At 46.5% G+C, this 24258-nt stretch carries 36 protein-coding genes, 1 tRNA gene and 1 rRNA gene; 31 read left to right on the top strand and 7 right to left on the bottom strand.

Annotation, left to right across the window (positions count from 1 at the left end; genetic code table 11):
- The first annotated feature begins 36 nt into the window (after positions 1 to 36).
- The 12 genes from rpsJ (at position 37) to K5X84_RS09070 (ending at position 6577) form a co-directional block, all read left to right on the top strand.
- Positions 37 to 348, top strand: a complete 312-nt coding sequence (gene rpsJ, locus K5X84_RS09125; RefSeq protein ID WP_053954198.1) for a 30S ribosomal protein S10 — start codon at positions 37 to 39, stop codon at positions 346 to 348.
- A gap of 38 nt (positions 349 to 386) precedes the next feature.
- Complete coding sequence (gene rplC / locus K5X84_RS09120; RefSeq protein WP_054489121.1) at positions 387 to 1025, top strand: 50S ribosomal protein L3; 639 nt, start codon at positions 387 to 389, stop codon at positions 1023 to 1025.
- A gap of 18 nt (positions 1026 to 1043) precedes the next feature.
- Positions 1044 to 1649, top strand: coding sequence for a 50S ribosomal protein L4 (gene rplD / locus K5X84_RS09115; RefSeq protein ID WP_054489119.1), 606 nt, complete (start codon positions 1044 to 1046; stop codon positions 1647 to 1649).
- Entirely contained in the window at positions 1646 to 1948 is a 303-nt protein-coding gene (gene rplW / locus K5X84_RS09110) for a 50S ribosomal protein L23 (RefSeq protein ID WP_054489117.1), read from the top strand. Before rplD ends, rplW begins: the two co-directional genes overlap by 4 nt.
- Before the next feature lie 14 nt (positions 1949 to 1962).
- Entirely contained in the window at positions 1963 to 2787 is an 825-nt protein-coding gene (rplB, locus tag K5X84_RS09105) for a 50S ribosomal protein L2 (protein ID WP_011235150.1), read from the top strand.
- 16 nt (positions 2788 to 2803) lie between these two features.
- Entirely contained in the window at positions 2804 to 3082 is a 279-nt protein-coding gene (rpsS, locus tag K5X84_RS09100; protein WP_034822534.1) for a 30S ribosomal protein S19, read from the top strand.
- Positions 3083 to 3095: 13 nt separating this feature from the next.
- Positions 3096 to 3428 carry a 50S ribosomal protein L22 gene (rplV, locus tag K5X84_RS09095; RefSeq protein WP_054489115.1) on the top strand — a complete coding sequence of 111 codons (333 nt, stop codon included), beginning with the start codon at positions 3096 to 3098 and terminating at the stop codon, positions 3426 to 3428.
- Positions 3429 to 3438: 10 nt separating this feature from the next.
- Positions 3439 to 4119 carry a 30S ribosomal protein S3 gene (gene rpsC, locus K5X84_RS09090; RefSeq protein WP_054489113.1) on the top strand — a complete coding sequence of 227 codons (681 nt, stop codon included), beginning with the start codon at positions 3439 to 3441 and terminating at the stop codon, positions 4117 to 4119.
- A gap of 11 nt (positions 4120 to 4130) precedes the next feature.
- A complete protein-coding gene (rplP, locus tag K5X84_RS09085; RefSeq protein ID WP_011235146.1) occupies positions 4131 to 4544 on the top strand; it encodes a 50S ribosomal protein L16 in 414 nt (137 codons plus the stop codon).
- Positions 4544 to 4735, top strand: a complete 192-nt coding sequence (gene rpmC / locus K5X84_RS09080) for a 50S ribosomal protein L29 (RefSeq protein WP_011235145.1) — start codon at positions 4544 to 4546, stop codon at positions 4733 to 4735. Before rplP ends, rpmC begins: the two co-directional genes overlap by 1 nt.
- Complete coding sequence (gene rpsQ / locus K5X84_RS09075) at positions 4735 to 4998, top strand: 30S ribosomal protein S17 (protein ID WP_054489112.1); 264 nt, start codon at positions 4735 to 4737, stop codon at positions 4996 to 4998. Before rpmC ends, rpsQ begins: the two co-directional genes overlap by 1 nt.
- 169 nt (positions 4999 to 5167) lie before the next feature.
- Positions 5168 to 6577 (top strand): carbohydrate porin, encoded by a 1410-nt coding sequence (locus K5X84_RS09070; RefSeq protein WP_222235644.1) that lies wholly within the window; start codon positions 5168 to 5170, stop codon positions 6575 to 6577.
- A gap of 44 nt (positions 6578 to 6621) precedes the next feature.
- Here the strand turns inward: K5X84_RS09070 and K5X84_RS09065 are convergent, their stop codons facing one another.
- From K5X84_RS09065 to K5X84_RS09040, 6 genes are read right to left on the bottom strand one after another with little or no spacing between them, the layout of a single operon-like run.
- Positions 6622 to 7014, bottom strand: a complete 393-nt coding sequence (locus K5X84_RS09065) for a Na+/H+ antiporter subunit G (RefSeq protein WP_054489109.1) — start codon at positions 7012 to 7014, stop codon at positions 6622 to 6624.
- A 12-nt stretch (positions 7015 to 7026) separates the two neighbouring features.
- Positions 7027 to 7296 (bottom strand): K+/H+ antiporter subunit F, encoded by a 270-nt coding sequence (locus tag K5X84_RS09060; RefSeq protein ID WP_054489107.1) that lies wholly within the window; start codon positions 7294 to 7296, stop codon positions 7027 to 7029.
- On the bottom strand, positions 7290 to 7778 hold the full coding sequence (locus K5X84_RS09055) for a Na+/H+ antiporter subunit E (RefSeq protein ID WP_054489105.1): 489 nt from the start codon (positions 7776 to 7778) through the stop codon (positions 7290 to 7292). The genes K5X84_RS09060 and K5X84_RS09055 overlap by 7 nt, the downstream gene beginning before the upstream one ends.
- A gap of 5 nt (positions 7779 to 7783) precedes the next feature.
- On the bottom strand, positions 7784 to 9298 hold the full coding sequence (locus tag K5X84_RS09050) for a monovalent cation/H+ antiporter subunit D (RefSeq protein WP_222235643.1): 1515 nt from the start codon (positions 9296 to 9298) through the stop codon (positions 7784 to 7786).
- Positions 9298 to 9639 (bottom strand): Na+/H+ antiporter subunit C, encoded by a 342-nt coding sequence (locus K5X84_RS09045; RefSeq protein WP_054489101.1) that lies wholly within the window; start codon positions 9637 to 9639, stop codon positions 9298 to 9300. Before K5X84_RS09045 ends, K5X84_RS09050 begins: the two co-directional genes overlap by 1 nt.
- On the bottom strand, positions 9639 to 12428 hold the full coding sequence (locus K5X84_RS09040; protein ID WP_222235642.1) for a monovalent cation/H+ antiporter subunit A: 2790 nt from the start codon (positions 12426 to 12428) through the stop codon (positions 9639 to 9641). The genes K5X84_RS09045 and K5X84_RS09040 overlap by 1 nt, the downstream gene beginning before the upstream one ends.
- Before the next feature lie 271 nt (positions 12429 to 12699).
- Here K5X84_RS09040 and rplN point away from each other — a divergent pair, with 271 nt between their 5' ends.
- The 17 genes from rplN (at position 12700) to rplQ (ending at position 21193) form a co-directional block, all read left to right on the top strand.
- Positions 12700 to 13068, top strand: coding sequence for a 50S ribosomal protein L14 (gene rplN / locus K5X84_RS09035; RefSeq protein WP_006956444.1), 369 nt, complete (start codon positions 12700 to 12702; stop codon positions 13066 to 13068).
- Between the two features lie 10 nt (positions 13069 to 13078).
- On the top strand, positions 13079 to 13393 hold the full coding sequence (gene rplX / locus K5X84_RS09030; RefSeq protein ID WP_034822544.1) for a 50S ribosomal protein L24: 315 nt from the start codon (positions 13079 to 13081) through the stop codon (positions 13391 to 13393).
- A gap of 20 nt (positions 13394 to 13413) precedes the next feature.
- Positions 13414 to 13953, top strand: coding sequence for a 50S ribosomal protein L5 (gene rplE, locus K5X84_RS09025; protein ID WP_054489097.1), 540 nt, complete (start codon positions 13414 to 13416; stop codon positions 13951 to 13953).
- Positions 13954 to 13964: 11 nt separating this feature from the next.
- Positions 13965 to 14270 carry a 30S ribosomal protein S14 gene (rpsN, locus tag K5X84_RS09020; RefSeq protein WP_011235134.1) on the top strand — a complete coding sequence of 102 codons (306 nt, stop codon included), beginning with the start codon at positions 13965 to 13967 and terminating at the stop codon, positions 14268 to 14270.
- Positions 14271 to 14296: 26 nt separating this feature from the next.
- Positions 14297 to 14689 carry a 30S ribosomal protein S8 gene (gene rpsH / locus K5X84_RS09015; protein WP_011235133.1) on the top strand — a complete coding sequence of 131 codons (393 nt, stop codon included), beginning with the start codon at positions 14297 to 14299 and terminating at the stop codon, positions 14687 to 14689.
- A gap of 14 nt (positions 14690 to 14703) precedes the next feature.
- The gene (gene rplF, locus K5X84_RS09010; protein WP_054489095.1) at positions 14704 to 15237 is read left to right on the top strand and encodes a 50S ribosomal protein L6; all 534 of its coding nucleotides are present in this window, start codon (positions 14704 to 14706) and stop codon (positions 15235 to 15237) included.
- 9 nt (positions 15238 to 15246) lie between these two features.
- Positions 15247 to 15600 carry a 50S ribosomal protein L18 gene (rplR, locus tag K5X84_RS09005; RefSeq protein WP_054489093.1) on the top strand — a complete coding sequence of 118 codons (354 nt, stop codon included), beginning with the start codon at positions 15247 to 15249 and terminating at the stop codon, positions 15598 to 15600.
- A 9-nt stretch (positions 15601 to 15609) separates the two neighbouring features.
- Positions 15610 to 16110: a 30S ribosomal protein S5 gene (rpsE, locus tag K5X84_RS09000; protein WP_011235130.1), complete on the top strand. Its 501-nt coding sequence runs from the start codon at positions 15610 to 15612 to the stop codon at positions 16108 to 16110.
- Positions 16111 to 16116: 6 nt separating this feature from the next.
- Positions 16117 to 16299 (top strand): 50S ribosomal protein L30, encoded by a 183-nt coding sequence (rpmD, locus tag K5X84_RS08995; RefSeq protein WP_054489091.1) that lies wholly within the window; start codon positions 16117 to 16119, stop codon positions 16297 to 16299.
- Between the two features lie 3 nt (positions 16300 to 16302).
- Entirely contained in the window at positions 16303 to 16737 is a 435-nt protein-coding gene (gene rplO / locus K5X84_RS08990; RefSeq protein ID WP_054489089.1) for a 50S ribosomal protein L15, read from the top strand.
- A 5-nt stretch (positions 16738 to 16742) separates the two neighbouring features.
- Positions 16743 to 18071: a preprotein translocase subunit SecY gene (secY, locus tag K5X84_RS08985; protein WP_054489087.1), complete on the top strand. Its 1329-nt coding sequence runs from the start codon at positions 16743 to 16745 to the stop codon at positions 18069 to 18071.
- A gap of 24 nt (positions 18072 to 18095) precedes the next feature.
- Entirely contained in the window at positions 18096 to 18209 is a 114-nt protein-coding gene (gene rpmJ, locus K5X84_RS08980) for a 50S ribosomal protein L36 (RefSeq protein ID WP_006956433.1), read from the top strand.
- Between the two features lie 120 nt (positions 18210 to 18329).
- On the top strand, positions 18330 to 18686 hold the full coding sequence (gene rpsM / locus K5X84_RS08975; RefSeq protein ID WP_011235126.1) for a 30S ribosomal protein S13: 357 nt from the start codon (positions 18330 to 18332) through the stop codon (positions 18684 to 18686).
- A 12-nt stretch (positions 18687 to 18698) separates the two neighbouring features.
- Positions 18699 to 19088, top strand: coding sequence for a 30S ribosomal protein S11 (rpsK, locus tag K5X84_RS08970; protein ID WP_011235125.1), 390 nt, complete (start codon positions 18699 to 18701; stop codon positions 19086 to 19088).
- A gap of 28 nt (positions 19089 to 19116) precedes the next feature.
- Positions 19117 to 19737 carry a 30S ribosomal protein S4 gene (gene rpsD / locus K5X84_RS08965; protein ID WP_054489085.1) on the top strand — a complete coding sequence of 207 codons (621 nt, stop codon included), beginning with the start codon at positions 19117 to 19119 and terminating at the stop codon, positions 19735 to 19737.
- A 25-nt stretch (positions 19738 to 19762) separates the two neighbouring features.
- Positions 19763 to 20752 carry a DNA-directed RNA polymerase subunit alpha gene (locus K5X84_RS08960; RefSeq protein ID WP_054489083.1) on the top strand — a complete coding sequence of 330 codons (990 nt, stop codon included), beginning with the start codon at positions 19763 to 19765 and terminating at the stop codon, positions 20750 to 20752.
- A gap of 39 nt (positions 20753 to 20791) precedes the next feature.
- A complete protein-coding gene (gene rplQ, locus K5X84_RS08955) occupies positions 20792 to 21193 on the top strand; it encodes a 50S ribosomal protein L17 (protein ID WP_034822551.1) in 402 nt (133 codons plus the stop codon).
- 68 nt (positions 21194 to 21261) lie between these two features.
- Here rplQ and K5X84_RS08950 read toward each other — a convergent pair whose 3' ends face one another.
- Positions 21262 to 22047 (bottom strand): hypothetical protein, encoded by a 786-nt coding sequence (locus tag K5X84_RS08950; RefSeq protein WP_199496424.1) that lies wholly within the window; start codon positions 22045 to 22047, stop codon positions 21262 to 21264.
- Between the two features lie 504 nt (positions 22048 to 22551).
- Between K5X84_RS08950 and K5X84_RS08945 the strand changes: the two genes are divergently transcribed.
- Together K5X84_RS08945 and K5X84_RS08940 are read left to right on the top strand one after the other, a co-directional pair.
- Positions 22552 to 24094: ribosomal RNA gene (locus tag K5X84_RS08945) — 16S ribosomal RNA — on the top strand.
- Between the two features lie 66 nt (positions 24095 to 24160).
- Positions 24161 to 24237 (top strand) — tRNA-Ile (locus tag K5X84_RS08940).
- Positions 24238 to 24258: the final 21 nt, after the last annotated feature.

Below are 24258 nucleotides of genomic sequence, written 5' to 3'. Positions count from 1 at the left end.
TTTTAAATGCTCTTTTATTGAGGCTTTGATTTATTTATGGCTAATCAAAGAATTCGGATTCGTTTGAAAGCGTTCGATCACCGTCTGATCGACCAGTCGACTGCAGAGATTGTTGAAACTGCAAAACGCACTGGTGCTCAGGTACGTGGCCCTATCCCACTGCCAACTCGGAAAGAACGCTTCACCGTGCTGACTTCTCCACACGTGAATAAAGACGCGCGTGACCAGTACGAAATCCGCACCCACAAGCGTCTGATTGATATCATGGACCCTACTGACAAAACGGTTGACGCGCTTATGCGTTTAGATTTGGCAGCTGGCGTTGATGTACAGATCAGCTTGGGTTAAGTGGGCAGTAATAGGATTACACACGAGAGGTTTTAACAATGGCTATAGGTCTAGTCGGTCGTAAAGTAGGAATGACGCGTGTCTTCCAGGAAGACGGCGCTTCTGTTCCTGTTACTGTGATCGAAGTGCTGGCGAACCGTGTGACTCAGGTTAAATCTGATGACACTGACGGTTACCGTGCCCTTCAAGTGACCACAGGCGAGAAGAAAGCGAGCCGTGTAACCAAGCCTTTAGCAGGTCATTTTGCTAAAGCTGGTACAGAGGCAGGTCGTGGTCTTTGGGAATTCCGCCTGAAAAACGGCGAAGGCGAAGATTACGCGGTTGGTTCTGAACTGACTGTTGATATTTTCGCAGAAGTTAAGAAAGTAGACGTTACTGGTACTTCTAAAGGTAAAGGCTTTGCCGGTACTGTGAAGCGCTGGAACTTCAGCATGCAGGACGCTACTCATGGTAACTCATTGTCCCACCGTGCACCGGGTTCAATCGGTCAAAACCAGTCGCCTGGTAAAGTATTCAAAGGCAAGAAAATGGCTGGTCAGATGGGTAATGAGCGAGTCACTACGCAGTCACTTGAATTAGTTCGAGTTGATGCAGAACGCAGTTTGTTGTTGATCAAAGGTGCGGTCCCGGGTGCAACCGGTAGTGATGTGATCGTTAAACCAGCGGTCAAGGCGTAACGTCTGAGGAGAATAGTGATGGAATTAACATTGAAAGACGCAAAAGGCGCTCTTGAGGTTTCCGAAGCTACCTTTGGACGTGAGTTTAATGAAGCCCTTGTCCATCAAGTAGTTGTAGCTTACGCTGCAGGTGCTCGTCAGGGCACTAAAGCTCAGAAAACTCGTTCTGAAGTAGCCGGTGGTGGTAAGAAGCCTTGGCGTCAAAAAGGTACTGGTCGTGCCCGTGCAGGTACAATCCGTAGTCCTATCTGGCGTTCTGGTGGTGCGACTTTTGCAGCTAAGCCGCAAAATCACAGCCAGAAAGTTAACAAAAAAATGTATCGCGGTGCGATTAAAAGCATTTTGTCGGAATTGATTCGTCAGGAACGTTTGATTGTTGTTGAGAAGTTTGGTGTTGAAGAACCAAAAACAAAACAGCTGGCAGCGAAACTGAAAGAAATGGATCTGAACGACGTTTTGATCGTGACTAAAGAAGTTGATGAGAACTTATTCTTAGCTTCTCGCAACTTGCATAAAGTCGACGTGCGTGATGTTCAGGGTATCGACCCTGTCAGTCTGATTGCTTTCGAGAAAGTGCTGATGACTGCAGACGCCGTCAAGCAGCTTGAGGAGGTGTTATCATGATGCGCGAAGAACGTTTGCTTAAAGTGATTTTAGCACCTCACGTTTCGGAAAAATCGACTATGACTGCTGAAGGCAACAACACGGTTGTTTTCAAAGTAGCAGTTGATGCGACGAAATCCGAAATTAAAGCGGCTGTCGAAAAACTGTTTGAAGTTGAAGTCAAAAACGTACGTACAGTAAACGTAAAGGGTAAAACCAAGCGTACTGGGTTCCGTTTTGGAAAACGCAGTAACTGGAAAAAAGCGTATGTTGCCTTGAATGAAGGTGCTGACATTGACTTCTCTGGCGGCGCTGAGTAACAGGAGGAATAAACATGGCTGTAGTTAAAAGTAAGCCTACGTCTCCGGGTCAACGCCACGTCGTTAAAGTCGTCGGTCAGGACCTGTACAAAGGCAAGCCTTACGCACCATTGCTGGAAAAAAACAGCAAGTCTGGTGGTCGTAACAATAACGGTCGTATCACGGTTCGTCACATTGGCGGTGGACATAAACACCACTACCGTGTAATCGACTTTAAACGTAATAAAGATGGTATCCCTGCAAAGGTTGAGCGTATTGAATACGATCCTAACCGTTCAGCGAATATCGCTTTAGTTTTGTATGCTGACGGTGAACGCCGTTACATTCTGGCTCCGAAAAACCTATCTGTAGGCGATCGTATCCAGTCTGGTGTTGATGCACCGATTAAACCTGGTAACAGTCTGCCAATGCGCAACATCCCTGTGGGTAGTGTTGTTCACGCAGTAGAGTTACAGCCAGGTAAAGGCGCACAGATGGCTCGTTCAGCGGGTGCTTATTGCCAGATTCTTGCTCGTGACGGTGCTTATGTTACCGTTCGTTTGCGTTCAGGTGAGATGCGTCGCGTTCAGTCTGAAGGTCGTGCAACTATCGGTGAAGTAGGTAACGCAGAACACATGCTGCGTCAATTGGGTAAAGCCGGTGCAAACCGCTGGCGTGGTATTCGTCCTACCGTTCGTGGTGTGGCGATGAACCCAGTTGATCACCCTCACGGTGGTGGTGAAGGCCGTACCTCTGGTGGACGTCATCCTGTGACTCCATGGGGCACGCCGACCAAGGGTTACAAAACCCGTAAAAACAAGCGTACTGATAAGTTCATCGTACGCCGTCGCAACAAATAAGAGTTGAGGATAAAACATGCCACGTTCTCTTAAAAAAGGTCCATTTATTGACCTTCACCTGCTAAATAAGGTGGAGAAAGCGTTGGAAGCCGGGGATAAAAAGCCAATTAAAACTTGGTCCCGTCGTTCAATGATCATCCCAGATATGATCGGCCTGACAATCGCTGTTCACAACGGTCGTCAGCACGTTCCTGTCTACGTGACAGATGAAATGATCGGTCATAAATTAGGCGAATTCGCGCCAACCCGTACTTATCGCGGCCATGCTGCTGATAAGAAAGCGAAGAAACGGTAAGAGGTAGAGAGTGATGGAAGCAATTGCTAAACACCAATTTGCCCGCGTTTCAGCGCAGAAGGGCCGTTTGGTCGCAGACCAAATCCGTGGACTTCCAGTAGAAAAAGCACTGGATATCCTGGCATACAGCCCCAAAGCATCTGCTGTCTTAATCAAGAAAGTACTTGAGTCAGCAATCGCGAACGCGGAACATAACGAAGGTGCGGATATCGATGAGTTAAAAGTAGCCCGGGTCTTTTTAGACGAAGGTCCTACTATGAAGCGCATCAAGCCACGGGCGAAAGGCCGTGCCGATCGTATCTTTAAGCGCACCAGCCACATTACTGTGGTCGTGTCAGATAGCTAGGAGATAAATTATGGGTCAGAAAGTACATCCTAATGGTATTCGCCTAGGTATCTCCAGACCATGGAATGCAACCTGGTATGCGAATACAAATGAGTTCGCTGATAACCTGCACAGTGATTTTCAGGTACGTAAGTTCCTGACAAAAGAACTGCGCAACGCATCAGTCTCTCGTATCGTTATCGATCGTCCAGCTAAGAGCGTTCGTGTGACTATTCACACAGCACGCCCTGGTGTGGTTATCGGTAAGAAAGGCGAAGACGTAGAAAAGCTGCGTAAGCAAGTTTCTAAATTGACAGGTGCTCCTGCGCAAATCAACATCTCAGAAGTTCGTAAGCCTGAGTTGGATTCGCAGCTAGTAGCTGACAATATTGCTGGTCAGTTGGAACGTCGTGTCATGTTCCGTCGTGCTATGAAACGTGCTGTACAAAACGCCATTCGCTTGGGTGCCAAAGGCATCAAAGTTGAAGTGAGTGGTCGTTTAGGCGGCGCAGAAATTGCACGTACTGAGTGGTATCGTGAAGGCCGTGTACCGCTGCACACATTACGTGCAGACATCGACTACTCGACCTCAGAAGCGAACACCACTTACGGTATCATCGGTGTTAAGGTCTGGATTTTCCGTGGTGAAGTTCTTGGTGGACTTCCAACTGAAGAAAAGCCAGCTCCTAAGCGCGGCAAGAACCGTAAGTAAGGAGAGACGATATGTTACAACCTAAGCGTACAAAATTCCGTAAGGTTCACACAGGCCGCAACCGTGGTCTGGCGCAGTCTGGTAACAAAGTCAGCTTCGGTACTTTTGGTTTAAAAGCTACTGATCGTGGTCGTATGACCGCGCGTCAAATCGAAGCAGGCCGTCGTGCAATGACTCGTCACGTTAAGCGTCAAGGTAAAATCTGGATCCGCGTATTTCCTGATAAGCCTATTACCAAAAAGCCTTTAGAAGTTCGTATGGGTAAAGGTAAAGGTAACGTCGAATACTGGGTTGCTCAGATTCAACCAGGTCGCGTTCTGTATGAAATGGACGGTGTTCCTGAAGAGTTGGCACGTGAAGCGTTCCGCCTGGCGGCGCGTAAACTGCCTTTCAAAACCACTTTTGTGACTCGGACGGTAATGTGATGAAAGCAAGTGAACTGAAAGATAAAACCGTTGAGCAGCTGCAGGAAGAATTGCTAGGCTTGCGTCGTGAGCAGTTCAATCTGCGTATGCAGGCGGCAACTGGTCAGCTGAATCAGACTCACATGATGAAACAAGTGCGTCGTGATATCGCACGTGTTAAAACCATCTTAAATGAGAAGGCAGGTGCGTAATGACTGATGAAAAACGTGTTCGTACTCTGCAAGGCAAAGTTGTCAGCGATAAGATGGATAAAACCATCACTGTAGCTGTTGAACGCCGTGTAAAACACCCGGTATACGGGAAGTACATCACGCGTACAACTAAAGTACATGCGCATGACGAAGAAAACCAGTGTAAAGCTGGCGACACCGTGATTGTTCGCGAAAGTCGTCCGCTGTCTAAGAATAAATCTTGGACTCTGGAAGAAATCGTAGAGCGTGCTACTGTTGTCTAAACGCAGATAACGAAGTAAAAAATACAAAGGCCTCCCTTGCGGAGGCCTTTTTTTTGATCTAAACCTTAATAGGTTGAGTACAAATATCTGAAATTAAATAATTTATTTTTATTAAAGAATTAATAATAAAAGCGCATATCAGTGCGTAATACTCAGAGGGAGTCAACCTATGTCAAAGAGCTTATTTTTTGCAGCTACGGTACTTGCAGCAAGTCCGGTGGTTGCCGCTCCACAGGAAAGTAACTCTGTCGAACAAGAGATACAAGCGCTTAAAGAGCGATTGGCTCAATTGGAAAAGCGTTTAGCAGAAAAAGAAGAAAGTGAGAAAGAAGAAGAAATTGTTGTTGTCAAAGAACAAGATACTGAGGAAGAAACAACAGCTGATAAAAGTGATGGCAAGCGCAGAGTTGTCTATGACTCAGGTGTTCACGCTCGTTTAGATGAGTTGGAAAAAAGAACGGAAGAAAACGAAAATTGGCCAATAAAGGTTCATGGTGCGGTCCGTTTTCAGTATGAATACAATAATTACGATTCTGATAATGAAGACAGAATGGGTGATTTAGATTTCGATATTTTCCGGCTGAATTTTGATGGCGAAATGGGTGGAGTGATTTTATCTGCCGAATACCGTTGGTTCAATTATCAAGATGTCGTTAAACATGCCTGGTTTGGTTATGATTTTACTGACAAGCTTCAAGGCCAGGTTGGTGTCGTAAAAATACCTTTCGGTAATATGCCGTATAATTCCCACAGTTACTTTTTTAACACTACCTTTTATGTCGGTTTAGAAGATGAGCACGATAATGGACTTCGGTTTAAGTATCGGGGGGACGAATGGGATTTTGATTTAGCTTATCTTAAGTCTGATGAGCAAGGTGGTATCGATGGCTCAACCTCTGACAGAACCGCTCGCTATAATTACGATACAGTAGGTATTAGGCTGCCAGGACAGGGTGCCTATGATGAACCTGGATTGCCTATTGGAGAAAGTAATAGCTATGCATTCCGTACGGCTCGTAAGTTTAATTTCAGTGATGACGAAAACTTAGAGCTCGGTGTATCGGTTCAGGGGGGGAACTTATATTCAGGAACTGCAGGAGAAGGCTTTACCGCAGCACAACAATACGAAAACCAAAATGTCGGTAATCGTTTAGCATGGGCTGCTCACGGGGTTTATAATAACGGGCCATGGAATGTCCAGCTGCAGTATTCTGACTATGACTATGACTTGAAATTAGAAAACAGAGGCGTCTATATGGCTGCCTATGCTTATTACGACGCTATCCCAACCGAAGCTAAGCTTTATACCGCTAACGTGGCTTACACCTTACCTGTTGATATTGGTCCTATTACTAGCTTTACCTTTTATAATGACCACAGTTTAATGACGGATAAAATGGGTTATCAGGACGATACCTGGATGAATGTGTTGGGTGTCGCTGTAGCAGCCGGCGGGGGCTTTTACACTTACGTTGATTACGTAAAAGCGAAAAACCAACCCTTTATTGGAGGTAATACAGCGACAGACGGTGGGGAAGTCAATGACCGTTTCAATATTAACTTCGGGTATTATTTCTAAAAAGCCTTAAGCCTGTATAGAAAAATTGAAGACATGGTTCCCTGTTAGGGTTCCATGTCTTTTTCTTTGGGCAGTATATGTTCGTAAGAATCACCTTCCTGACGGAAATCTCTTGTGCGATTGAACATTTTTAGTTCCGTATGCAGAGCTGCTTTTGCCATAATATGTGCGCTGATAGGAGCCGTCAAAAACAAGAAAATGGCGATTAAAAGCTCATTAAAATTTGGTGTTCCCTGAGCTGCCGTAATGATGATAGTGGCAATAACAATACCGCCAATACCAATTGTCGTGTTCTTTGTTGGAGCGTGAAGTCTGGTAAAAAAGTCAGGTAATATAGCCAGACCGAGTGAGCCAATAAAAGCAAAGCAAGCGCCTAAAAGAATAAAAAAAGCAGCTAACCATTGCGACCATTCGGGTAATTGATTTAGTGCGTCCATAATTGTCTACCTTTATTCTATTAAGTCGCCGCGCAGTAAAAACTTACCAGCGGCGATGGTGCCAACAAAGCCAAACATGGCAATAAGCAGGGCGGCTTCAAAGTAGGTTTGGGTGTTCTGATACATTCCCAGCAGAAGTAATAAAGCCAGGGAGTTAATATAAATGGTATCTAATGCCAATATCCGGTCCGGTAAATCAGGGCCTTTAACCAGCCGCCAGAAGTTTAGCAACACCGATAAACTGAATAGCAAGAAGGCAATTTGCAGTACTGTCGTTAACATTTAAAAATCTCCTTCAGGCGTCGCTCGTAACGATTTCTAATGGTGTTTATGACTTCTTCGGGGTTTTCCTCAGAGAATGCATGAATAAGAATCCCTTTACGTCCACGAGTTATTTCGCAAGAAACAGTACCAGGCGTTAATGTGATTGTGCTGGCAAGAATAGTAACCGGTAGTTCCTCTTTCATATCCAGTGGAAAGACGAAAAGTGCCGGTTTTATTGAGCGAGGTTTTCCTATTATCATTCCTGCAATTTTAAAATTGGCGACGACAATGTCATTTAAAAGAATAAAGAAATAAACCAACGCTAAATCTGGGCGCTTAATGGTTGCGAATTTAGGCCATGCTGAGCGAAAAAGAAATGGAACAAACCACGCAAATATGGCGCCCAGCAATACGACTCCGGGAGCAATAGAGTTAAACAGTAGCATCCAGACAGCCAGTAAAAATACTGACAGCCAAGGTGTCGGGAAAAGTTTTTTCATGACGATTATTTCTCCCCTTCAGTTAGTACGCGTGATGGATACTGTTGTATATCATAAAGCTGCTCCGCGACATCAGTAGTGTAACTACGAATAGGGTTGGCAAAAATTGTCATGGTCAGTGACAGCGCAAGCAGCATGATGACTGCAGCGCGTTTGCCTAAAGGAGCCGATTGCTCATTAGGTTTGCCTGATAGCGTGTGCCAAAGCATCTTACTTCCCGCTCTGGTTACAGAAATAAGCATAATAAGGGTGGCGCCTAATACAGCCCCCCACAGCCAAAAGTTTGTTCCATTCGGACTGGCCGACTCTAATATAAAGAGCTTTCCAACAAAGCCGGACAGCGGTGGTAATCCGATAATTGCAATTGCTGCGACCAGGAACATGACAGAATAGGTTGAGTGATTTGCCATTTTCTTACCAGAGACAATGCGAGAGGCTGTTTTACCACGCTCAAATGCAATGAGATCAGCCAATAAGAACAACGCACCAGTAATAAAGGTCGAGTGTATTAAATAAAACAGCATTGCGCCGGTGGTGGCTATGTCATTTAAGCTGTATGTCGCTATAAGCGTGCCTATAGAAATGACGACCAAATAGGCGACTAATAACCTCAGGTCGCGTGCGCCAAGAATACCAATGGCTCCGGCCAACATGGTAATAAGACCCATAACCCATAACCAGTCATGGGCAATAAAAGCCAGTTCGTTTGCTTCGGGACCAAAAATAAGAGTGTAAACCCGAACGATAGCGTAGACCCCGACCTTCGTCATTATCGCAAACAACGCAGCTACCACTCCGGTGGTTGTAGAGTATGCCTGAGGCAACCAGAAATGCAGAGGTAAGATAGCTGCTTTTATTCCGAAAACGATTAATAGCATCATACCGCCGGCTTTCGCTAAAGCGGCTTGATCACCGGTTAACTGTTGAATTTGTGTGGCAAGGTCAGCCATATTCAGCGTACCAGTCACACCATACAACGTACCTATGCCTATTAAGAAAAGCGCAGAACCTAACAGGTTAAGCAGGACATAATGCAATGTGGTGCGTAAACGGAATTTTCCTCCTCCATGCATAAGTAATGCATACGAAGAAATTAAAAGCACCTCAAAAAATACGAATAAGTTGAAAATATCGCCCGTGGCAAAAGCCCCCATTATGCCCATAATCTGAAATTGGAATAGGGCCTGGAAATGGGAGCCGAGATTATCCTCAGCGTAGCAGCCATAAATCAGAACGGGCAGGGCTAATATCGCGGTTATCAGCATCATCAATGCACTGAGTTTGTCTACCATCAGGACAATGCCAAACGGCGCCGACCAGTTTCCCAGAGCATAAACAATCATTTGGTTCTGGTTAACCTGAATGAGTAACGCGATGCTTAGTACGAGCGTCAATATACTTGCCAGAAGACCAATAGCTCTTCTTTTGGGTTGAGGTCTATCTCCCCAAGGCAGAAGTTGTAAGAGTGCTGCCAAAAGCGGCACTAAAATCGGAAGTATCGCCAAATGTTGTTGCCACATTAGCGGTTGCCCTCCGTGCTGTTATCCTGCTGATTAACTTCGTCCGTTCCAATTTCTCCACGGGCGCGTACGGCTAAGATGATCGAATAAGCTGTCATTGCAAAACCGATAACAATAGCGGTAAGAACCAGAGCTTGAGGCAACGGATCTGCATAAGTTTCCTGGGTACCATAAATTGGTGCCCCGTCTATTGTGAGTCGTCCGGTGGAAAAGAGAAATAAATTAACAGCGTAAGACAGCATAGTGATGCCCACGACCACAGGAAAAGAGCGGCCGCGTAAAATAAGGAAAACGCTGCATGCGGTCAAAACGCCAACGGTAACAGAGTATAAAGTTTCCATTAATGTCCCTCATGCGTTGGGCGATGACGCGTCGTCATCTTGCCAAAGTTACTTAAAATCATCATGGTTGCGCCGACAACAGTCAGGAAAACGCCCAAATCGAACAGTAAGGCTGTTGCAAATTCAAACTTACCAACCAACGGCCATTCTAAGTAGGTGAACCATGATGTCAGGAAGGGTTTATTAAACACCCAGCTACCAATACCCGTTAATGCCGCGGTCATTACACCAAATGACATAAGTGACTGGTAATTAACATTGAACCTTTCTTTTACCCAATCAACACCATTTGCGATGTATTGCAGGATCATGGCGGATGCGACAATAAGCCCGGCGATAAAGCCGCCACCGGGTAAGTTATGTCCTCTAAGGAAGATGTAGGCTGCAACGATCATCGCTATAGGCAGAATGATATTAGCTACCGTAGTTAACATCAGTGGGTGTTTGATACGATGCCAGGGGCGGCCATCGATATCGCTGGATGGCATAAAGGGCTTCAGTTTGTTTAAGAGTTTATGAATGCCGGCTGCTGCTATAGCCAGCACGGTAATTTCACCTAATGTATCGAAGCCACGGAAATCTACCAAAATAACATTAACCACGTTTGTTCCACCGCCACCGGATTTGGCATTGGCAAGGAAAAAGTCGGAAATGCTTTCAAACGGTGAGGTAAGAATGGCGAAGTTAAGTGTCGCGACAATACCACCAATAAAGCTGGCAATAATAATGTCTCTAAAAACGCGGTGTCCTGAGGAAGCCCGACTGGTTTTTTGTGGCATAAAGAATAGCGCCAGTATCATCAAAATAATGCTAACTACTTCCACGACTAACTGAGTCATTGCTAAATCGGGCGCCGAAAAATGCGCAAACGCCAGTGATACAACCAGGCCAACGACCGATAACATGCTTAGCATGACAAAACGGTTGCGGTGTAATGTTGCTGTTGCAAATGCCGCTCCAATAAGGACCAGAGCACCCACCATACTAACCATATCAACGGGCAGTTGCGGTTTGCCCCCGGTGACGACACTTAAATCACTTAATGACGGCAATAAGACAACAATGACACTGATAAGCACAAACGCAATATAACGCTGCAGCGAACCTGTATCTAACCGCTCATAGAAGTTTGCTGCGGCGTCCGACACTTTTTGAATAATGTGCTCAAAGTTGTGTTTCGCGTCCTGTCCGTCAAACTGTCGGTTGAAAGTAAATAGCTGGTCTCGCGCAAGGTAAATAAGGATTCCGCCGACAACCGCTACAGCACTCATGAGTAAAGGTATATTGAATCCGTGCCATAAAGACAATTTAACCTGAACAGGGGCGGCAGTAACTGCGGCTGCAGCCTGATCAAGTATGCCCGAAACCATTGTCATCGGAGCCAGCCCGATAGCGATACACAGTAAAGCCAGAACAACGACCGGAGCCGACATCATCCTTGGTGGGTCATGAGGCTTCTTTGGTAACTCTTTGTATTCACCGTTAAAGAAAACGTCATGGATAAAACGAATAGAGTAGGCTACGGAAAGCATCGCTCCGACTGTCGCCAGGATTGGAATAAACCAGGACAATCCGCCAAATAGGTGTTGTTGGAGTGCCTGATCAAGGAAGAGCTCTTTCGACATAAAGCCATTGAAAGGCGGAATGCCTGCCATAGAGGCAGCAACAATCATGGCCAATGTTGCGGTAATTGGCATCAGGCTCATTAAGCCTTGTAATTTGCGCATGTCACGCGTGCCTGATTCATGGTCAATAATACCGGCGGTCATGAATAGACCGGCTTTAAAACAAGCGTGATTAATAATGTGGAATAAGGCGGCTATGACAGCACCCTGCGTGCCAATGCCGAGTAACATACAAATGAGACCGAGATGACTCACGGTAGAGAATGCCAGTAGTCCTTTTAAGTCATGTTTTAGCAGCGCAAAGTAAGCACCTACTAACATGGTGATTAAGCCGGTTAAAGTTACTAGGGTAAACCAGAGCTCAGTCTCAGCTAATACCGGGTGAAAACGTGCCAGTAAAAAGATACCTGCCTTTACCATGGTAGCGGAGTGTAAGTATGCACTGACCGGAGTTGGGGCCGCCATAGCGTGTGGCAGCCAGAACTGAAAAGGGAACTGCGCTGACTTAGTGAAGGCGCCAAGTAAAACCAATATTAAAGCGGGGACATAATAGGCATGAGCCTTTATTTGTTCTGCCGCCGCAAAAATATCATCTAACTGATAACTGCCGGCGATATTGCCAATAATAAGCAAACCCGCCAATAAAGCGAGTCCGCCGGCTCCGGTCGTTGCCAGTGCCATTCGCGCACCGCGTCGGGCATCACTACTATGGAACCAGTAACCAATCAGTAGAAAGGAAGAAATACTGGTCAGTTCCCAAAACACCCACATTAATAAGATGTTGTCGGCCATAACGATGCCAAGCATCGATGACATGAATAACAATAAGCACGCATAAAAACGAGCTTCATCGTCTTCGCGACTTAAATAGTAGTGGGCGTATGTAATAATGAGTACGCCAATTCCTAAGATAAGCCCGACAAAGAGCAGAGAGAGTCCATCGAGCCGAACAGCAAAGTCGAGACCGATGCCGGGAAGCCACTCAACCATTTGTTTGGGGACATCACCAGCTAACGTTGCAGGTGCGTATTGAAATAAAACAATTAAGCACAGAACAGGAACCAGTAATGTAACTCCGGTTTTTACCGGTCGTGAAGCACGTTTAACCAATAGTGGTAAGAGCGCACCAAAAAATGGGGCAAAAATAATGAATAACAGATTCATACCATCGAAGTCCCAAGTCAGCTTGTGCTCTTTATATAAGGTGGATGTCGTAGAGCAACTTAAAGTATTGAATTTACCATTGGTTTTGTCGCAATCCAACTAAACTAAACCGTTATAGTCGTTAGTTCACCGTACACCTACGAAAAATTCTGAGATTACCCTACCACTCCTAAAATTTATCTGTTACACTTCGCGACCCTTTTTATAAGGGAAAAACCAAAGGCAGCACGACCCGAGAGGGTCTGTTTTTTTAACTAAGCGGGGCACTGAAATGATCCAAATGCAAACTACCCTGGACGTTGCCGATAACTCCGGCGCGCGCAGCGTACAATGTATTAAGGTTCTAGGTGGTTCGCACCGTCGCTACGCAAACATCGGCGATATCATCAAAGTTACTGTTAAGGAAGCAATTCCTCGCGGTAAGGTGAAGAAAGGCGATGTAGTGAATGCGGTGGTCGTTCGCACCAGAAAAGGCGTCCGTCGACAAGACGGGTCGGTCATCCGTTTTGACCGCAACGCGGCTGTGTTGTTGAATAACAACCAACAGCCCATTGGCACTCGTATTTTCGGGCCGGTAACTCGTGAACTGCGTTCAGAGCAGTTTATGAAGATTATCTCGCTGGCACCAGAAGTACTATAAGGAGTCAATTATGGCGGCAAAAATTAAACGTGATGACGAAGTAGTCGTCCTGGCAGGTAAGGACAAGGGCAAGCAAGGCAAAGTCCTGAAAGTTCTTACTGATAAAGATCGCGTGATCGTGGAAGGCGTCAACGTAGTCAAGAAACATCAGAAGCCAAATCCGGCTTTAGGTGAATCTGGCGGCATCGTTGAACAAGAAGCAGCCATCCACATTTCGAACGTAGCGATCCTTAACCCAGAGACAGGTAAAGCAGATCGTGTTGGATTTCGTATTGAAGATGGCAAGAAAGTTCGCTTCTTCAAATCGAACAACGCAATCATTTAATTCAAACTTGGAGTTTTACGATGGCGAAACTGCATGATTTTTATAGAGAATCGGTAGTTCCTGGACTGATGAAAGAGTTCAGCTACAACAGCGTCATGCAAGTCCCTCGGATTGAAAAAATCACCCTTAACATGGGTGTTGGTGAAGCTCTGGCTGACAAAAAAGTACTTGATAACGCAGTGGCGGACCTAGAGGCTATCTCTGGTCAAAAGCCAATTCGTACTGTGGCACGCAAGTCTGTCGCCGGTTTCAAAGTCCGTGAAGGCTTCCCGATTGGCTGTAAAGTAACTCTGCGCGGCGAGCGCATGTGGGACTTTTTGCAACGCTTAATTTCGATTGCAATCCCACGTATCCGTGACTTCCGTGGCCTGAACCCTAAATCGTTCGATGGTCGTGGTAATTACAGCATGGGTGTTCGTGAGCAGATCATCTTTCCGGAAGTCGACTATGACAAAGTCGACAAGGTACGTGGTCTGGATATCACCATTACCACTAATGCTGGCACAGATGACGAAGCTCGTGCTTTGCTAGCTGCCTTTAACTTCCCGTTCAGAAAGTAAGGTGTAGAGTTATGGCAAAACAGTCAATGAAAGCGCGTGACGTGAAGCGAGCTAAAATCGCTTCAAAATACGCAGAAAAACGCAACGCACTGAAAACGGTCATTAATGACCCTAAAGCATCAGACGAAGAGCGTTGGGAAGCCGTACTTAAGTTGCAACAGCTCCCACGTGATGCCAGTCCGACGCGTCAACGTAACCGTTGTCGTATAACTGGTCGTCCTCATGGTTTCCTTCGTAAATTCGGTATGAGCCGAATCAAGGTCCGTGAGATGGCGATGCGCGGTGAAATTCCTGGCTTGAAAAAAGCTAGCTGGTAAGCCACGAATCACGGGAGAAAGCAAATATGAGCATGCAAGATCCAATTGCGGATATGTTCACACGCATTCGCAACGCTCAAGGTGCTAACAAAGTAACGGTTAAAATGCCGTCTTCTAAGCAGAAAGTGGCGATTGCTCAAGTTCTGAAAGAAGAAGGTTTTATTACTGGTTACAGTGCCGAGAGTACTGTTAAACCTGAGCTTGAAGTCGAATTGAAATATTTCGAAGGCAAGCCAGTAATTGAAACAATCGAGCGCGTTAGTCGCCCCGGTCTGCGTATCTATAAGAAACGCAACGAGCTGCCTAACGTAATGGGTGGCCTTGGCATCGCAGTAGTTTCGACGTCTAAAGGCCTGATGACTGATCGTGCCGCTCGCCAAGCTGGTCTTGGTGGCGAAATTATCGGTTACGTAGCGTAATTAGGAGGTAGGAAATGTCACGTGTTGCTAAAGCACCCATTGAAATTCCTGCTGGCGTTGAAGTTACGCTAAATGGCCAGGAAGTCACGATTAAAGGTGCCCAGGGCTCACTGAGTCGTGTTGTAAACGATGCAGTTGAACTAGTGAAAGAAGACAGTGAGTTACGTACTAACGCCCGTGAAGGTGTTGCTAACTCAACTGCTCAAGCTGGTACGGCTCGTGCATTGTTGCAAAACATGGTGGTCGGAGTCACTAAAGGATTCGAACGTAAGTTACAGTTGATGGGTGTTGGTTACCGTGCGCAAGCACAAGGTAAAAAACTGAACCTGACGCTAGGCTTTTCGCATCCTGTGGAGTTCGAAATTCCAGAAGGAATTACAATCGATACTCCGACTCAGACTGAAGTCGTCGTTAAAGGTGCAGATAAGCAGTTAGTTGGTCAAGTTGCCGCTAACATTCGCGCATACCGTAAGCCAGAGCCTTATAAAGGCAAAGGCGTTCGTTATGCTGACGAGCAAGTGCGCCGTAAAGAAGCCAAGAAAAAGTAGGGTAATACGATGGACAATAAAGCAGCTCGCTTACGTCGTGCTACTCGCGCACGTAAACAAATTAAAGAGTTGGGTGCAAATCGCCTGGTCGTTCACCGTACACCACGGCATATTTACGCACAGTTGATCGCACCTAACGGTTCTGAAGTGCTGGCAGCCGCATCGACTGCAGAGAAAAGTGTTCGCGAAGGGCTTAAATCTACAGGTAATGTAGATGCAGCCAAAGTCGTGGGCAAAACTATCGCTGAACGAGCGATTGAAAAAGGCGTTAAAAGCGTTTCTTTCGATCGTAGTGGTTTTAAATACCACGGTCGCGTAGCCGCATTAGCGGACGCAGCTCGTGAAGCCGGACTTCAGTTCTAGGAGACGAACATGGCAAATGTAGAAGCTCAAACCGGTGAACTGATAGAAAAGTTGATCACAGTTAATCGTGTAGCAAAGGTTGTTAAAGGTGGTCGTATCTTTAGCTTCACTGCACTGACTGTGGTTGGCGACGGTAAAGGTAAAGTCGGTTTTGGTTATGGTAAAGCGCGTGAAGTACCCGCTGCTATTCAAAAAGCAATGGAAAAAGCACGTCGCAATATGGTTACCGTTCAGCTGAAAGGCGACACTTTACAGCACCCTGTTAAAGGGCGTCATTCAGGTTCACAGGTATACATGCAACCTGCTTCAGAAGGTACGGGTATCATCGCTGGTGGTGCAATGCGTGCGGTTCTGGAAGTTTCAGGTGTACATAACGTGCTGTCAAAAGCATACGGTTCAACCAACCCAATCAACGTTGTTCGCGCGACTATCAAAGCGTTGAACGGCATGAAATCGCCGGAGCAAGTTGCGGCGAAGCGTGGATTGCGCGTTGACGAAATACTGGGGTAGTGAACAATGGCGAATAAGACAATCAAAGTAACACAGACGCGTAGCTCTATCGGCCGTTTGCCGAAGCATAAAGCTACACTACGTGGCTTGGGTCTCCGCCGCATTGGTCACACAGTAGAGTTGGAAGACACTGCTGCAGTCCGCGGTATGGTGAACCGAGTTAATTACATGGTTAAGGTGGAGGGATAAGCGATGGAACTTAATACTCTTGCTCCCGCACCTGGTGCAAAAAGCAGCAAAAAGCGCGTTGGACGCGGTATTGGTTCAGGTCTTGGAAAGACTGGTGGACGTGGCCACAAAGGGCAGAAATCTCGCTCTGGTGGTACTGTTAAGCCAGGTTTCGAGGGCGGACAAATGCCAATTCAACGTCGTCTGCCAAAATTTGGTTTTACTTCTCGCAAAGCAATGGTTACTGCGGAAGTAAACTTGGCAGAGATCGCGAAGGTTGACGGTGATACCGTTGAACTGGCGACTTTGAAAGCAGCAGGTCTCGTTCGTAAGAACGTACTACACGCTAAAGTCATCAAATCTGGTGAGTTAAGTCGTGCTGTGACTGTAAAAGGTCTGAAAGTCACCAAAGGCGCTCGCGAAGCTATTGAAGCTGCTGGCGGCAAAATCGAAGGATAGAGCAAATGGCTAAACCAGGATTGGAATCAAATCGAGCGCAAGGTGGCTTGTCGGAACTTAAGCGTCGCCTGTTGTTTGTGTTAGGAGCGATTATCGTTTTCCGAGCGGGCTCCTTTGTGCCTATTCCTGGTATTGATGCCGCTGTATTAGCTCAGCTATTCGAGCAGCAGAAAGATACCATCGTTGCTATGTTTAACATGTTCAGCGGTGGTGCCTTGGAGCGCGCTTCAGTATTTGCATTAGGTATTATGCCGTATATTTCGGCTTCGATTATTATGCAGTTGGCAAGTGTGGTTCATCCACGCCTGGCCGAGCTTAAGAAAGAAGGTGAATCTGGTCGTCGCAAGATAAACCAGTATACGCGGTGGGGTACTTTAATACTGGCTACGTTCCAGTCGATTGGTATAGCTACTGGCTTACCAAACTTAATGCCAGGACTCGTAATAGACCCTGGTTTCGGCTTCTATTTCACTGCTATTGTGAGCTTAGTCACAGGGACAATGTTCCTTATGTGGCTAGGTGAACAAATTACTGAGCGTGGTATAGGCAACGGTATCTCTATCCTGATCTTTGTGGGTATTGTTGCAGGATTACCTTCCGCTATCGGCCAAACTGCCGAACAAGCGCGTCAAGGTGACTTGCACTTGTTATTGTTATTGTTAATTGGTGTTGTGGTTATTGCAGTAACCTACTTCGTTGTTTTTGTTGAACGTGGTCAACGTCGTATCGTCGTTAACTACGCCAAGCGTCAACAGGGTCGTAAGGTATTCGCTGCACAAAGCACTCACTTGCCATTGAAAGTGAATATGGCAGGTGTTATTCCACCAATTTTCGCGTCGAGTATTATTTTATTTCCGGGTACCATTGCCACTTGGTTTGGCTCTGGTGAAGGTGCGGTTGCAGACTTTTTGCAACAAGTATCAATGACATTGTCTCCCGGTCAGCCGTTATATGTGTTATTGTACGCGGCTGCGATAATCTTCTTCTGTTTCTTCTATACAGCGTTGGTATTTAACCCTCGCGAAACAGCGGATAACTTGAAGAAGTCAGGTGCGTTTATCCCGGGTATACGCCCAGGTGAGCAAACCTCGAGATATATCGATAAAGTAATGACGCGCTTGACATTAGCAGGCGCACTGTACATTACCTTTGTCTGTTTGGTTCCGGAGTTCATGATGATTGCATGGAATGTGCAATTCTACTTCGGCGGTACATCATTATTGATTATCGTTGTTGTTATCATGGACTTTATGGCACAGGTTCAGACTCATATGATGTCGCATCAATATGACTCTGTCCTGAAAAAAGCCAATCTCAAAGGCTACGGCCGGTAAGATTGGGTAGAACGGAGAGTAGCAATGAAAGTTCGTGCTTCCGTGAAGAAAATCTGTCGTAACTGCAAGATCATCAAGCGTAACGGTGTAGTTCGCGTTATTTGCACTGATGCTAAGCATAAACAACGACAAGGTTGATTCGAAGGAAAGGCTAGCGGCTTAACAGCCGCGGCCTTTGAAGTATTTGCAATTCGGCAATCGGTTGAGTATCCTAACGGGCTTTTCAACTGAAGCCTACAAATTAAAGGAGACGTGTTAGTGGCCCGTATCGCTGGCATTAACGTTCCTGACAATAAGCATGCAGTCATTGCCTTGACTGCAATCTACGGTGTTGGCCGTACTCGTTCACAGCAGATTCTTGCTGCAACGGGTATTGCTGAAGACACTAAGATTGGTTCATTGTCAGAAGACAAACTGGACGCGCTTCGTGACGCAGTATCAAAGTTCGCAGTAGAAGGCGATCTGCGTCGTGAAGTATCTATGAACATTAAACGTTTGATGGACCTCGGGTGTTTCCGTGGACTTCGTCATCGTCGTAGCTTACCTCTACGTGGGCAGCGCACTAAAACAAATGCGCGCACTCGTAAAGGTCCGCGCAAACCAATTAAGAAATAGGGGGATTGAGTAATGGCTAAAACACCAACTCGCTCTCGAAAGCGCGTTAAAAAGCAGGTCGCCGATGGCATGGCTCACGTACATGCATCTTTCAACAACACCATTATTACCATTACTGATCGCCAGGGTAACGCATTAGCGTGGGCTACCGCAGGTGGATCGGGCTTCCGTGGTTCACGGAAATCAACGCCGTTCGCAGCACAGGTTGCAGCAGAACGAGCAGGTGAAATGGCGAAGGAATACGGACTGAAAAACCTGGAAGTATTTGTGAATGGTCCAGGCCCAGGTCGTGAATCATCGATTCGTGCCCTGAACGCCGTTGGTTACAAAATCACAAATATTACCGATGTGACACCGATTCCTCACAACGGTTGTCGTCCGCCTAAGAAACGTCGCGTTTAAGGCGTGAATCGATAGTTGGAGAAAGATCATGGCAAGATATTTGGGTCCTAAGCTCAAGCTGAGCCGTCGCGAAGGAACAGATTTGTTCCTGAAAAGCGGCGTTCGCGCAATCGATTCTAAATGTAAGATCGAGACTGCACCAGGACAACACGGCGCGCGTCGCGGCCGTTTGTCAGACTACGGTGTTCAGTTGCGTGAGAAACAGAAAGTTCGTCGTATGTACGGCGTTCTGGAAAAGCAATTTCGTAACTACTACAAAGAAGCTGCACGACTGAAAGGCAATACCGGTGAGAACCTGTTGCAGTTGCTGGAACAGCGCTTGGATAACGTAGTGTATCGCATGGGTTTTGCGTCAACACGCGCAGAAGCTCGTCAGCTGGTCAGTCACAAAGCAGTTGTTGTGAATGGTCAGGTAGTGAACATTCCATCGTTCAAGGTTCGTCCTGAAGATGTCGTTTCTGTTCGCGAAAAAGCGAAAAAGCAGGCACGTATCGGAGCAGCACTGGAGCTTGCAGAACAACGCGAGAAGCCAGTCTGGATAGAAGTAGACAACAGCAAATTGGAAGGTGAATTTAAACGTCTTCCAGAACGTAGCGACTTGTCTGCTGAAATTAACGAACAGTTGATCGTAGAGCTTTACTCTAAGTAAAGCTTAAGCATAGAGAGAGGACACAATGCAGGGTTCTGTTACCGAATTCCTAAAGCCGAGGTTAGTCGACATCGAGCAAATCAGCCCGACTCATGCCAAGGTGACACTGGAGCCTCTGGAACGCGGCTTTGGTTATACACTGGGTAATGCGTTACGTCGCATTTTACTGTCGTCAATGCCAGGCTGTGCAGTGACTGAGGTTGAAATCGATGGCGTGCTGCACGAATACAGCAGCAAAGAGGGCGTTCAGGAAGATGTCATTGAAGTTTTGTTAAACCTGAAAGGGCTGGCTGTCAGCATTGAAGGTAAAGATGAAGCGACTCTGACTTTGAATAAATCCGGAGCAGGTCCTGTAACAGCAGGCGATTTCACTCACGATGGTGATGTTGAAATCGTTAATCCTGAGCACGTTATCTGTCATTTGACAGGCGACTATGAACTCGTTATGCGAGTTAAAGTTGAACGTGGTCGCGGTTACGTGCCTGCGGCATCACGTCAGTCCGCTGATGATGATGAACGTCCAATCGGTCGTCTACTTGTCGACGCGTCGTTCAGCCCGGTTGAGCGCATTGCATATTCTGTAGATGCGGCACGTGTTGAGCAGCGCACCGACTTAGATAAGCTGGTTATCGAAATGGAAACCAATGGTACATTGGATCCAGAAGAAGCAATCCGCCGTGCAGCAACAATTTTAGCTGAGCAGCTGGATGCCTTCGTTGAACTTCGTGATATCAGCGAACCGGAAGAGAAAGAAGAGAAACCGGAGTTTGATCCGATTCTTCTTCGTCCGGTAGACGACTTGGAATTGACTGTTCGATCTGCGAACTGCTTAAAAGCAGAAGCGATTCAGTACATTGGTGACTTAGTACAACGGACTGAGGTCGAGTTGTTAAAAACTCCGAACTTAGGTAAAAAGTCGTTGACTGAAATCAAAGACGTGTTGGCTTCACGTGGTTTGTCTCTTGGCATGCGCCTTGAGAACTGGCCACCAGCTAGCTTAATTGATAACGACTAAGGTCACCTTAGTAATAGATTTACTGAGAAGGGTATAGGTATGCGCCATCGTAAGAGTGGTCGTCAACTAAATCGAAACAGCAGCCATCGTCAGGCAATGTTCCGCAACATGGCAAGCTCTTTGGTGCGTCATGAGATCATCAAGACGACTTTGCCAAAAGCAAAAGAGTTACGTCGCGTTGTTGAGCCGTTGATCACAATGGCAAAACAAGACAGCGTAGCAAATCGTCGTCTGGCGTTCGCACGCACACGTGACAAAGAAGTTGTTGGCAAGCTGTTTAATGAGTTAGGTCCGCGTTATGAAGAACGCCCAGGTGGTTACACTCGTATTATGAAGTGTGGCTTCCGTACAGGTGATAACGCACCAATGGCTTACATTGAATTAGTTGGTCGCCCAGAAGTAGAAGAAGTTGAAGAAGTAGCGGAAGAAGTTACTGAGTAAACTGATTCAGAAAGTTAAAAAGCCGACTGTACGCAGTCGGCTTTTTTGTTTTTGGAATTGCGATTTTTTTAGTTTAGCTTCTCGTCAAAGATTTTCGCTAACGTCTCCTTTTCTAAATACCCTTCATTAACCAGCCACTCAAGTTCTTTACGGCTTACTCCCGACTGCTTTGCTTCTAAAGTAAGCAATCTCCACTCTTCCTTATTCAAACTGTAGTTCTGCTTTTCTTTATCAGTGCCGACAAAGAAGTCTTTTAACACAGAGACTAGTGCCGTAGCTGTGTCTGGCAGTGCTTTAATAGATTCGGTTATTGAGGAGAGTATAGAGTTAGGTGCTTCCTTTGCCGCAGTTCGCAAAACGGATTCGGTGAAGTCTGGGTGTGATGCCACTGCTTTTCGTATAATTATGTCTGCTTGCCCAGGTTCTCGTTTGAGAGCAATACTAATGATGTCGTCGATATAAGCCGGTTCGGTTTGAATAGCCGATTCGACGATAGCGTCACACAAGTCAGGGTAGCGCTGAATAGCTATGTCGACCACGCTGTAGGTAACAGCGGGTTCCGCCTGCATCGCAGCAACGACAATGGCTTTAACTCGATTTTCCCTCGCATCAAATGCTGCATCAACAATATAGCTGGCGTGCTCAGGGTAATGGTTAATTAAAATGCGGACTGTGCGCATAATCGAAAAATTTTTGTTTAGGTGGTTATCAATGATATTTCGGTAGGTACTTTTTAAATCGGACTCTGAACTTGTTGTGTTGCTATCAAGAGTGATAGCACTGCTCGTTCGTATTGCGCTCGGATTTAGAGTTGCCACAAGTAAACAGGTAAACGTAATTAATTTCCAGCGCATATAATCGAAGCCCCTAAATTGAGTCCATTTATTATTTGAGACTTTAATATAACAACAGTTCAAATAAAGCACAAAAAAACAACAAAATAGATTTAAAATCGTTCAATAATAAGGGGCTTTAAAGTGGTTAGTTTGTTTTTTAGTCAGTTGATGTTTGAGATCAAAAAAAGATCTTGAAAGGCTCAGAGAGATCACTATAATTCGCCGCCGTTGTCATGAGTTATCCGAAAGGGATTCAGGCAACGGCGTTTTGTTTCAACCGGGCTGAAAAAAGCCGCTAAAAAGTGGTTGACGAAACGACTGGGAAGTGTAGAATACGCCTCCCTGCTTCGAAAGAAGCAACGCTCTTTAACAATTATATCAAGCCAAGCAAACTGTGTGGGCACTTGCAGAAGTAAGCAAACAGAAATATTTGTATTGCAACTTTTGAATGAGTGTTCAGCAAGGTTTCATTAATGAAGCTAAGCAAAAACGCGTAATTCATTGAGTTGATTGAACTACTTTTAATTGAAGAGTTTGATCATGGCTCAGATTGAACGCTGGCGGCAGGCCTAACACATGCAAGTCGAGCGGTAACAGAGAGAAGCTTGCTTCTCTGCTGACGAGCGGCGGACGGGTGAGTAATACTTGGGAATTTGCCTTTAGGCGGGGGACAACCACGGGAAACTGTGGCTAATACCGCATAATGTCTACGGACCAAAGTGGGGGACCTTCGGGCCTCACACCTAAAGATGAGCCCAAGCGGGATTAGCTAGTTGGTGGGGTAAAGGCTCACCAAGGCGACGATCCCTAGCTGTTCTGAGAGGATGATCAGCCACACTGGGACTGAGACACGGCCCAGACTCCTACGGGAGGCAGCAGTGGGGAATATTGCACAATGGGGGAAACCCTGATGCAGCCATGCCGCGTGTGTGAAGAAGGCCTTCGGGTTGTAAAGCACTTTCAGCGACGAGGAAGGAGTGTGTGTTAATAGCGCACATTATTGACGTTAGTCGCAGAAGAAGCACCGGCTAACTCCGTGCCAGCAGCCGCGGTAATACGGAGGGTGCAAGCGTTAATCGGAATTACTGGGCGTAAAGCGTACGTAGGCGGCGTGTTAAGCAAGATGTGAAAGCCCCGGGCTCAACCTGGGAATTGCATTTTGAACTGGCATGCTAGAGTCCTGAAGAGGGTGGTAGAATTTCCAGTGTAGCGGTGAAATGCGTAGATATTGGAAGGAATACCAGTGGCGAAGGCGGCCACCTGGTCAGAGACTGACGCTGAGGTACGAAAGCGTGGGGAGCAAACAGGATTAGATACCCTGGTAGTCCACGCCGTAAACGATGTCAACTAGTTGTTCGTGTCATTAAGACGTGAGTAACGCAGCTAACGCACTAAGTTGACCGCCTGGGGAGTACGGCCGCAAGGTTAAAACTCAAATGAATTGACGGGGGCCCGCACAAGCGGTGGAGCATGTGGTTTAATTCGATGCAACGCGAAGAACCTTACCATCCCTTGACATCCAGTGAATTTTCCAGAGATGGATTAGTGCCTTCGGGAACACTGAGACAGGTGCTGCATGGCTGTCGTCAGCTCGTGTTGTGAGATGTTGGGTTAAGTCCCGCAACGAGCGCAACCCTTATCCTTAGTTGCCAGCACGTAATGGTGGGAACTCTGGGGAGACTGCCGGTGATAAACCGGAGGAAGGTGGGGACGACGTCAAGTCATCATGGCCCTTACGGGATGGGCTACACACGTGCTACAATGGCGCATACAAAGGGCAGCAAGCCAGCGATGGTTAGCGAATCTCATAAAGTGCGTCGTAGTCCGGATTGGAGTCTGCAACTCGACTCCATGAAGTCGGAATCGCTAGTAATCGTGGATCAGAATGCCACGGTGAATACGTTCCCGGGCCTTGTACACACCGCCCGTCACACCATGGGAGTGGGCTGCACCAGAAGTGGTTAGTTTAACCTTCGGGAGAACGATCACCACGGTGTGGTTCATGACTGGGGTGAAGTCGTAACAAGGTAGCCGTAGGGGAACCTGCGGCTGGATCACCTCCTTACAAAATAGCTTACGGAAGTGAGTGTCCACACAGTTTGCAGGCTTGATATTAAAAGAGAAGAAAACTGGGTCTGTAGCTCAGCTGGTTAGAGCGCACCCCTGATAAGGGTGAGGTCGGCAGTTCAAGTCTGCCCAGACCCACCATTTTGTCATTCTGGACGGCGT

The organism is Idiomarina abyssalis, assembly GCF_019797805.1.
Taxonomy (GTDB): domain Bacteria; phylum Pseudomonadota; class Gammaproteobacteria; order Enterobacterales; family Alteromonadaceae; genus Idiomarina; species Idiomarina abyssalis.
Note: the sequence above shows the minus strand (reverse complement) of the source record. Positions and strands in the feature narration are given on the sequence as shown.

Coding starts and splice junctions, on each gene's coding strand:
- rplN (WP_006956444.1), top strand. CDS start 12,700: ATGATCCAAATGCAAACTACCCTGGACGTTGCCGATAACTCCGGCGCG.
- rpsE (WP_011235130.1), top strand. CDS start 15,610: ATGGCAAATGTAGAAGCTCAAACCGGTGAACTGATAGAAAAGTTGATC.
- K5X84_RS08950 (WP_199496424.1), bottom strand. CDS start 22,047: ATGCGCTGGAAATTAATTACGTTTACCTGTTTACTTGTGGCAACTCTA.
- K5X84_RS09070 (WP_222235644.1), top strand. CDS start 5,168: ATGTCAAAGAGCTTATTTTTTGCAGCTACGGTACTTGCAGCAAGTCCG.
- rplX (WP_034822544.1), top strand. CDS start 13,079: ATGGCGGCAAAAATTAAACGTGATGACGAAGTAGTCGTCCTGGCAGGT.
- K5X84_RS09065 (WP_054489109.1), bottom strand. CDS start 7,014: ATGGACGCACTAAATCAATTACCCGAATGGTCGCAATGGTTAGCTGCT.
- rplP (WP_011235146.1), top strand. CDS start 4,131: ATGTTACAACCTAAGCGTACAAAATTCCGTAAGGTTCACACAGGCCGC.
- rplC (WP_054489121.1), top strand. CDS start 387: ATGGCTATAGGTCTAGTCGGTCGTAAAGTAGGAATGACGCGTGTCTTC.
- rpmD (WP_054489091.1), top strand. CDS start 16,117: ATGGCGAATAAGACAATCAAAGTAACACAGACGCGTAGCTCTATCGGC.
- rpsJ (WP_053954198.1), top strand. CDS start 37: ATGGCTAATCAAAGAATTCGGATTCGTTTGAAAGCGTTCGATCACCGT.
- K5X84_RS08960 (WP_054489083.1), top strand. CDS start 19,763: ATGCAGGGTTCTGTTACCGAATTCCTAAAGCCGAGGTTAGTCGACATC.
- rpmJ (WP_006956433.1), top strand. CDS start 18,096: ATGAAAGTTCGTGCTTCCGTGAAGAAAATCTGTCGTAACTGCAAGATC.
- K5X84_RS09060 (WP_054489107.1), bottom strand. CDS start 7,296: ATGTTAACGACAGTACTGCAAATTGCCTTCTTGCTATTCAGTTTATCG.
- rplB (WP_011235150.1), top strand. CDS start 1,963: ATGGCTGTAGTTAAAAGTAAGCCTACGTCTCCGGGTCAACGCCACGTC.
- rpsQ (WP_054489112.1), top strand. CDS start 4,735: ATGACTGATGAAAAACGTGTTCGTACTCTGCAAGGCAAAGTTGTCAGC.
- rpsD (WP_054489085.1), top strand. CDS start 19,117: ATGGCAAGATATTTGGGTCCTAAGCTCAAGCTGAGCCGTCGCGAAGGA.
- rpsK (WP_011235125.1), top strand. CDS start 18,699: ATGGCTAAAACACCAACTCGCTCTCGAAAGCGCGTTAAAAAGCAGGTC.
- rplD (WP_054489119.1), top strand. CDS start 1,044: ATGGAATTAACATTGAAAGACGCAAAAGGCGCTCTTGAGGTTTCCGAA.
- rplV (WP_054489115.1), top strand. CDS start 3,096: ATGGAAGCAATTGCTAAACACCAATTTGCCCGCGTTTCAGCGCAGAAG.
- K5X84_RS09040 (WP_222235642.1), bottom strand. CDS start 12,428: ATGAATCTGTTATTCATTATTTTTGCCCCATTTTTTGGTGCGCTCTTA.
- rpsS (WP_034822534.1), top strand. CDS start 2,804: ATGCCACGTTCTCTTAAAAAAGGTCCATTTATTGACCTTCACCTGCTA.
- rplF (WP_054489095.1), top strand. CDS start 14,704: ATGTCACGTGTTGCTAAAGCACCCATTGAAATTCCTGCTGGCGTTGAA.
- rplQ (WP_034822551.1), top strand. CDS start 20,792: ATGCGCCATCGTAAGAGTGGTCGTCAACTAAATCGAAACAGCAGCCAT.
- rplE (WP_054489097.1), top strand. CDS start 13,414: ATGGCGAAACTGCATGATTTTTATAGAGAATCGGTAGTTCCTGGACTG.
- rplO (WP_054489089.1), top strand. CDS start 16,303: ATGGAACTTAATACTCTTGCTCCCGCACCTGGTGCAAAAAGCAGCAAA.
- K5X84_RS09050 (WP_222235643.1), bottom strand. CDS start 9,298: ATGTGGCAACAACATTTGGCGATACTTCCGATTTTAGTGCCGCTTTTG.
- K5X84_RS09055 (WP_054489105.1), bottom strand. CDS start 7,778: ATGAAAAAACTTTTCCCGACACCTTGGCTGTCAGTATTTTTACTGGCT.
- K5X84_RS09045 (WP_054489101.1), bottom strand. CDS start 9,639: ATGGAAACTTTATACTCTGTTACCGTTGGCGTTTTGACCGCATGCAGC.
- rpmC (WP_011235145.1), top strand. CDS start 4,544: ATGAAAGCAAGTGAACTGAAAGATAAAACCGTTGAGCAGCTGCAGGAA.
- rpsN (WP_011235134.1), top strand. CDS start 13,965: ATGGCAAAACAGTCAATGAAAGCGCGTGACGTGAAGCGAGCTAAAATC.
- rplR (WP_054489093.1), top strand. CDS start 15,247: ATGGACAATAAAGCAGCTCGCTTACGTCGTGCTACTCGCGCACGTAAA.
- rplW (WP_054489117.1), top strand. CDS start 1,646: ATGATGCGCGAAGAACGTTTGCTTAAAGTGATTTTAGCACCTCACGTT.
- rpsC (WP_054489113.1), top strand. CDS start 3,439: ATGGGTCAGAAAGTACATCCTAATGGTATTCGCCTAGGTATCTCCAGA.
- rpsH (WP_011235133.1), top strand. CDS start 14,297: ATGAGCATGCAAGATCCAATTGCGGATATGTTCACACGCATTCGCAAC.
- secY (WP_054489087.1), top strand. CDS start 16,743: ATGGCTAAACCAGGATTGGAATCAAATCGAGCGCAAGGTGGCTTGTCG.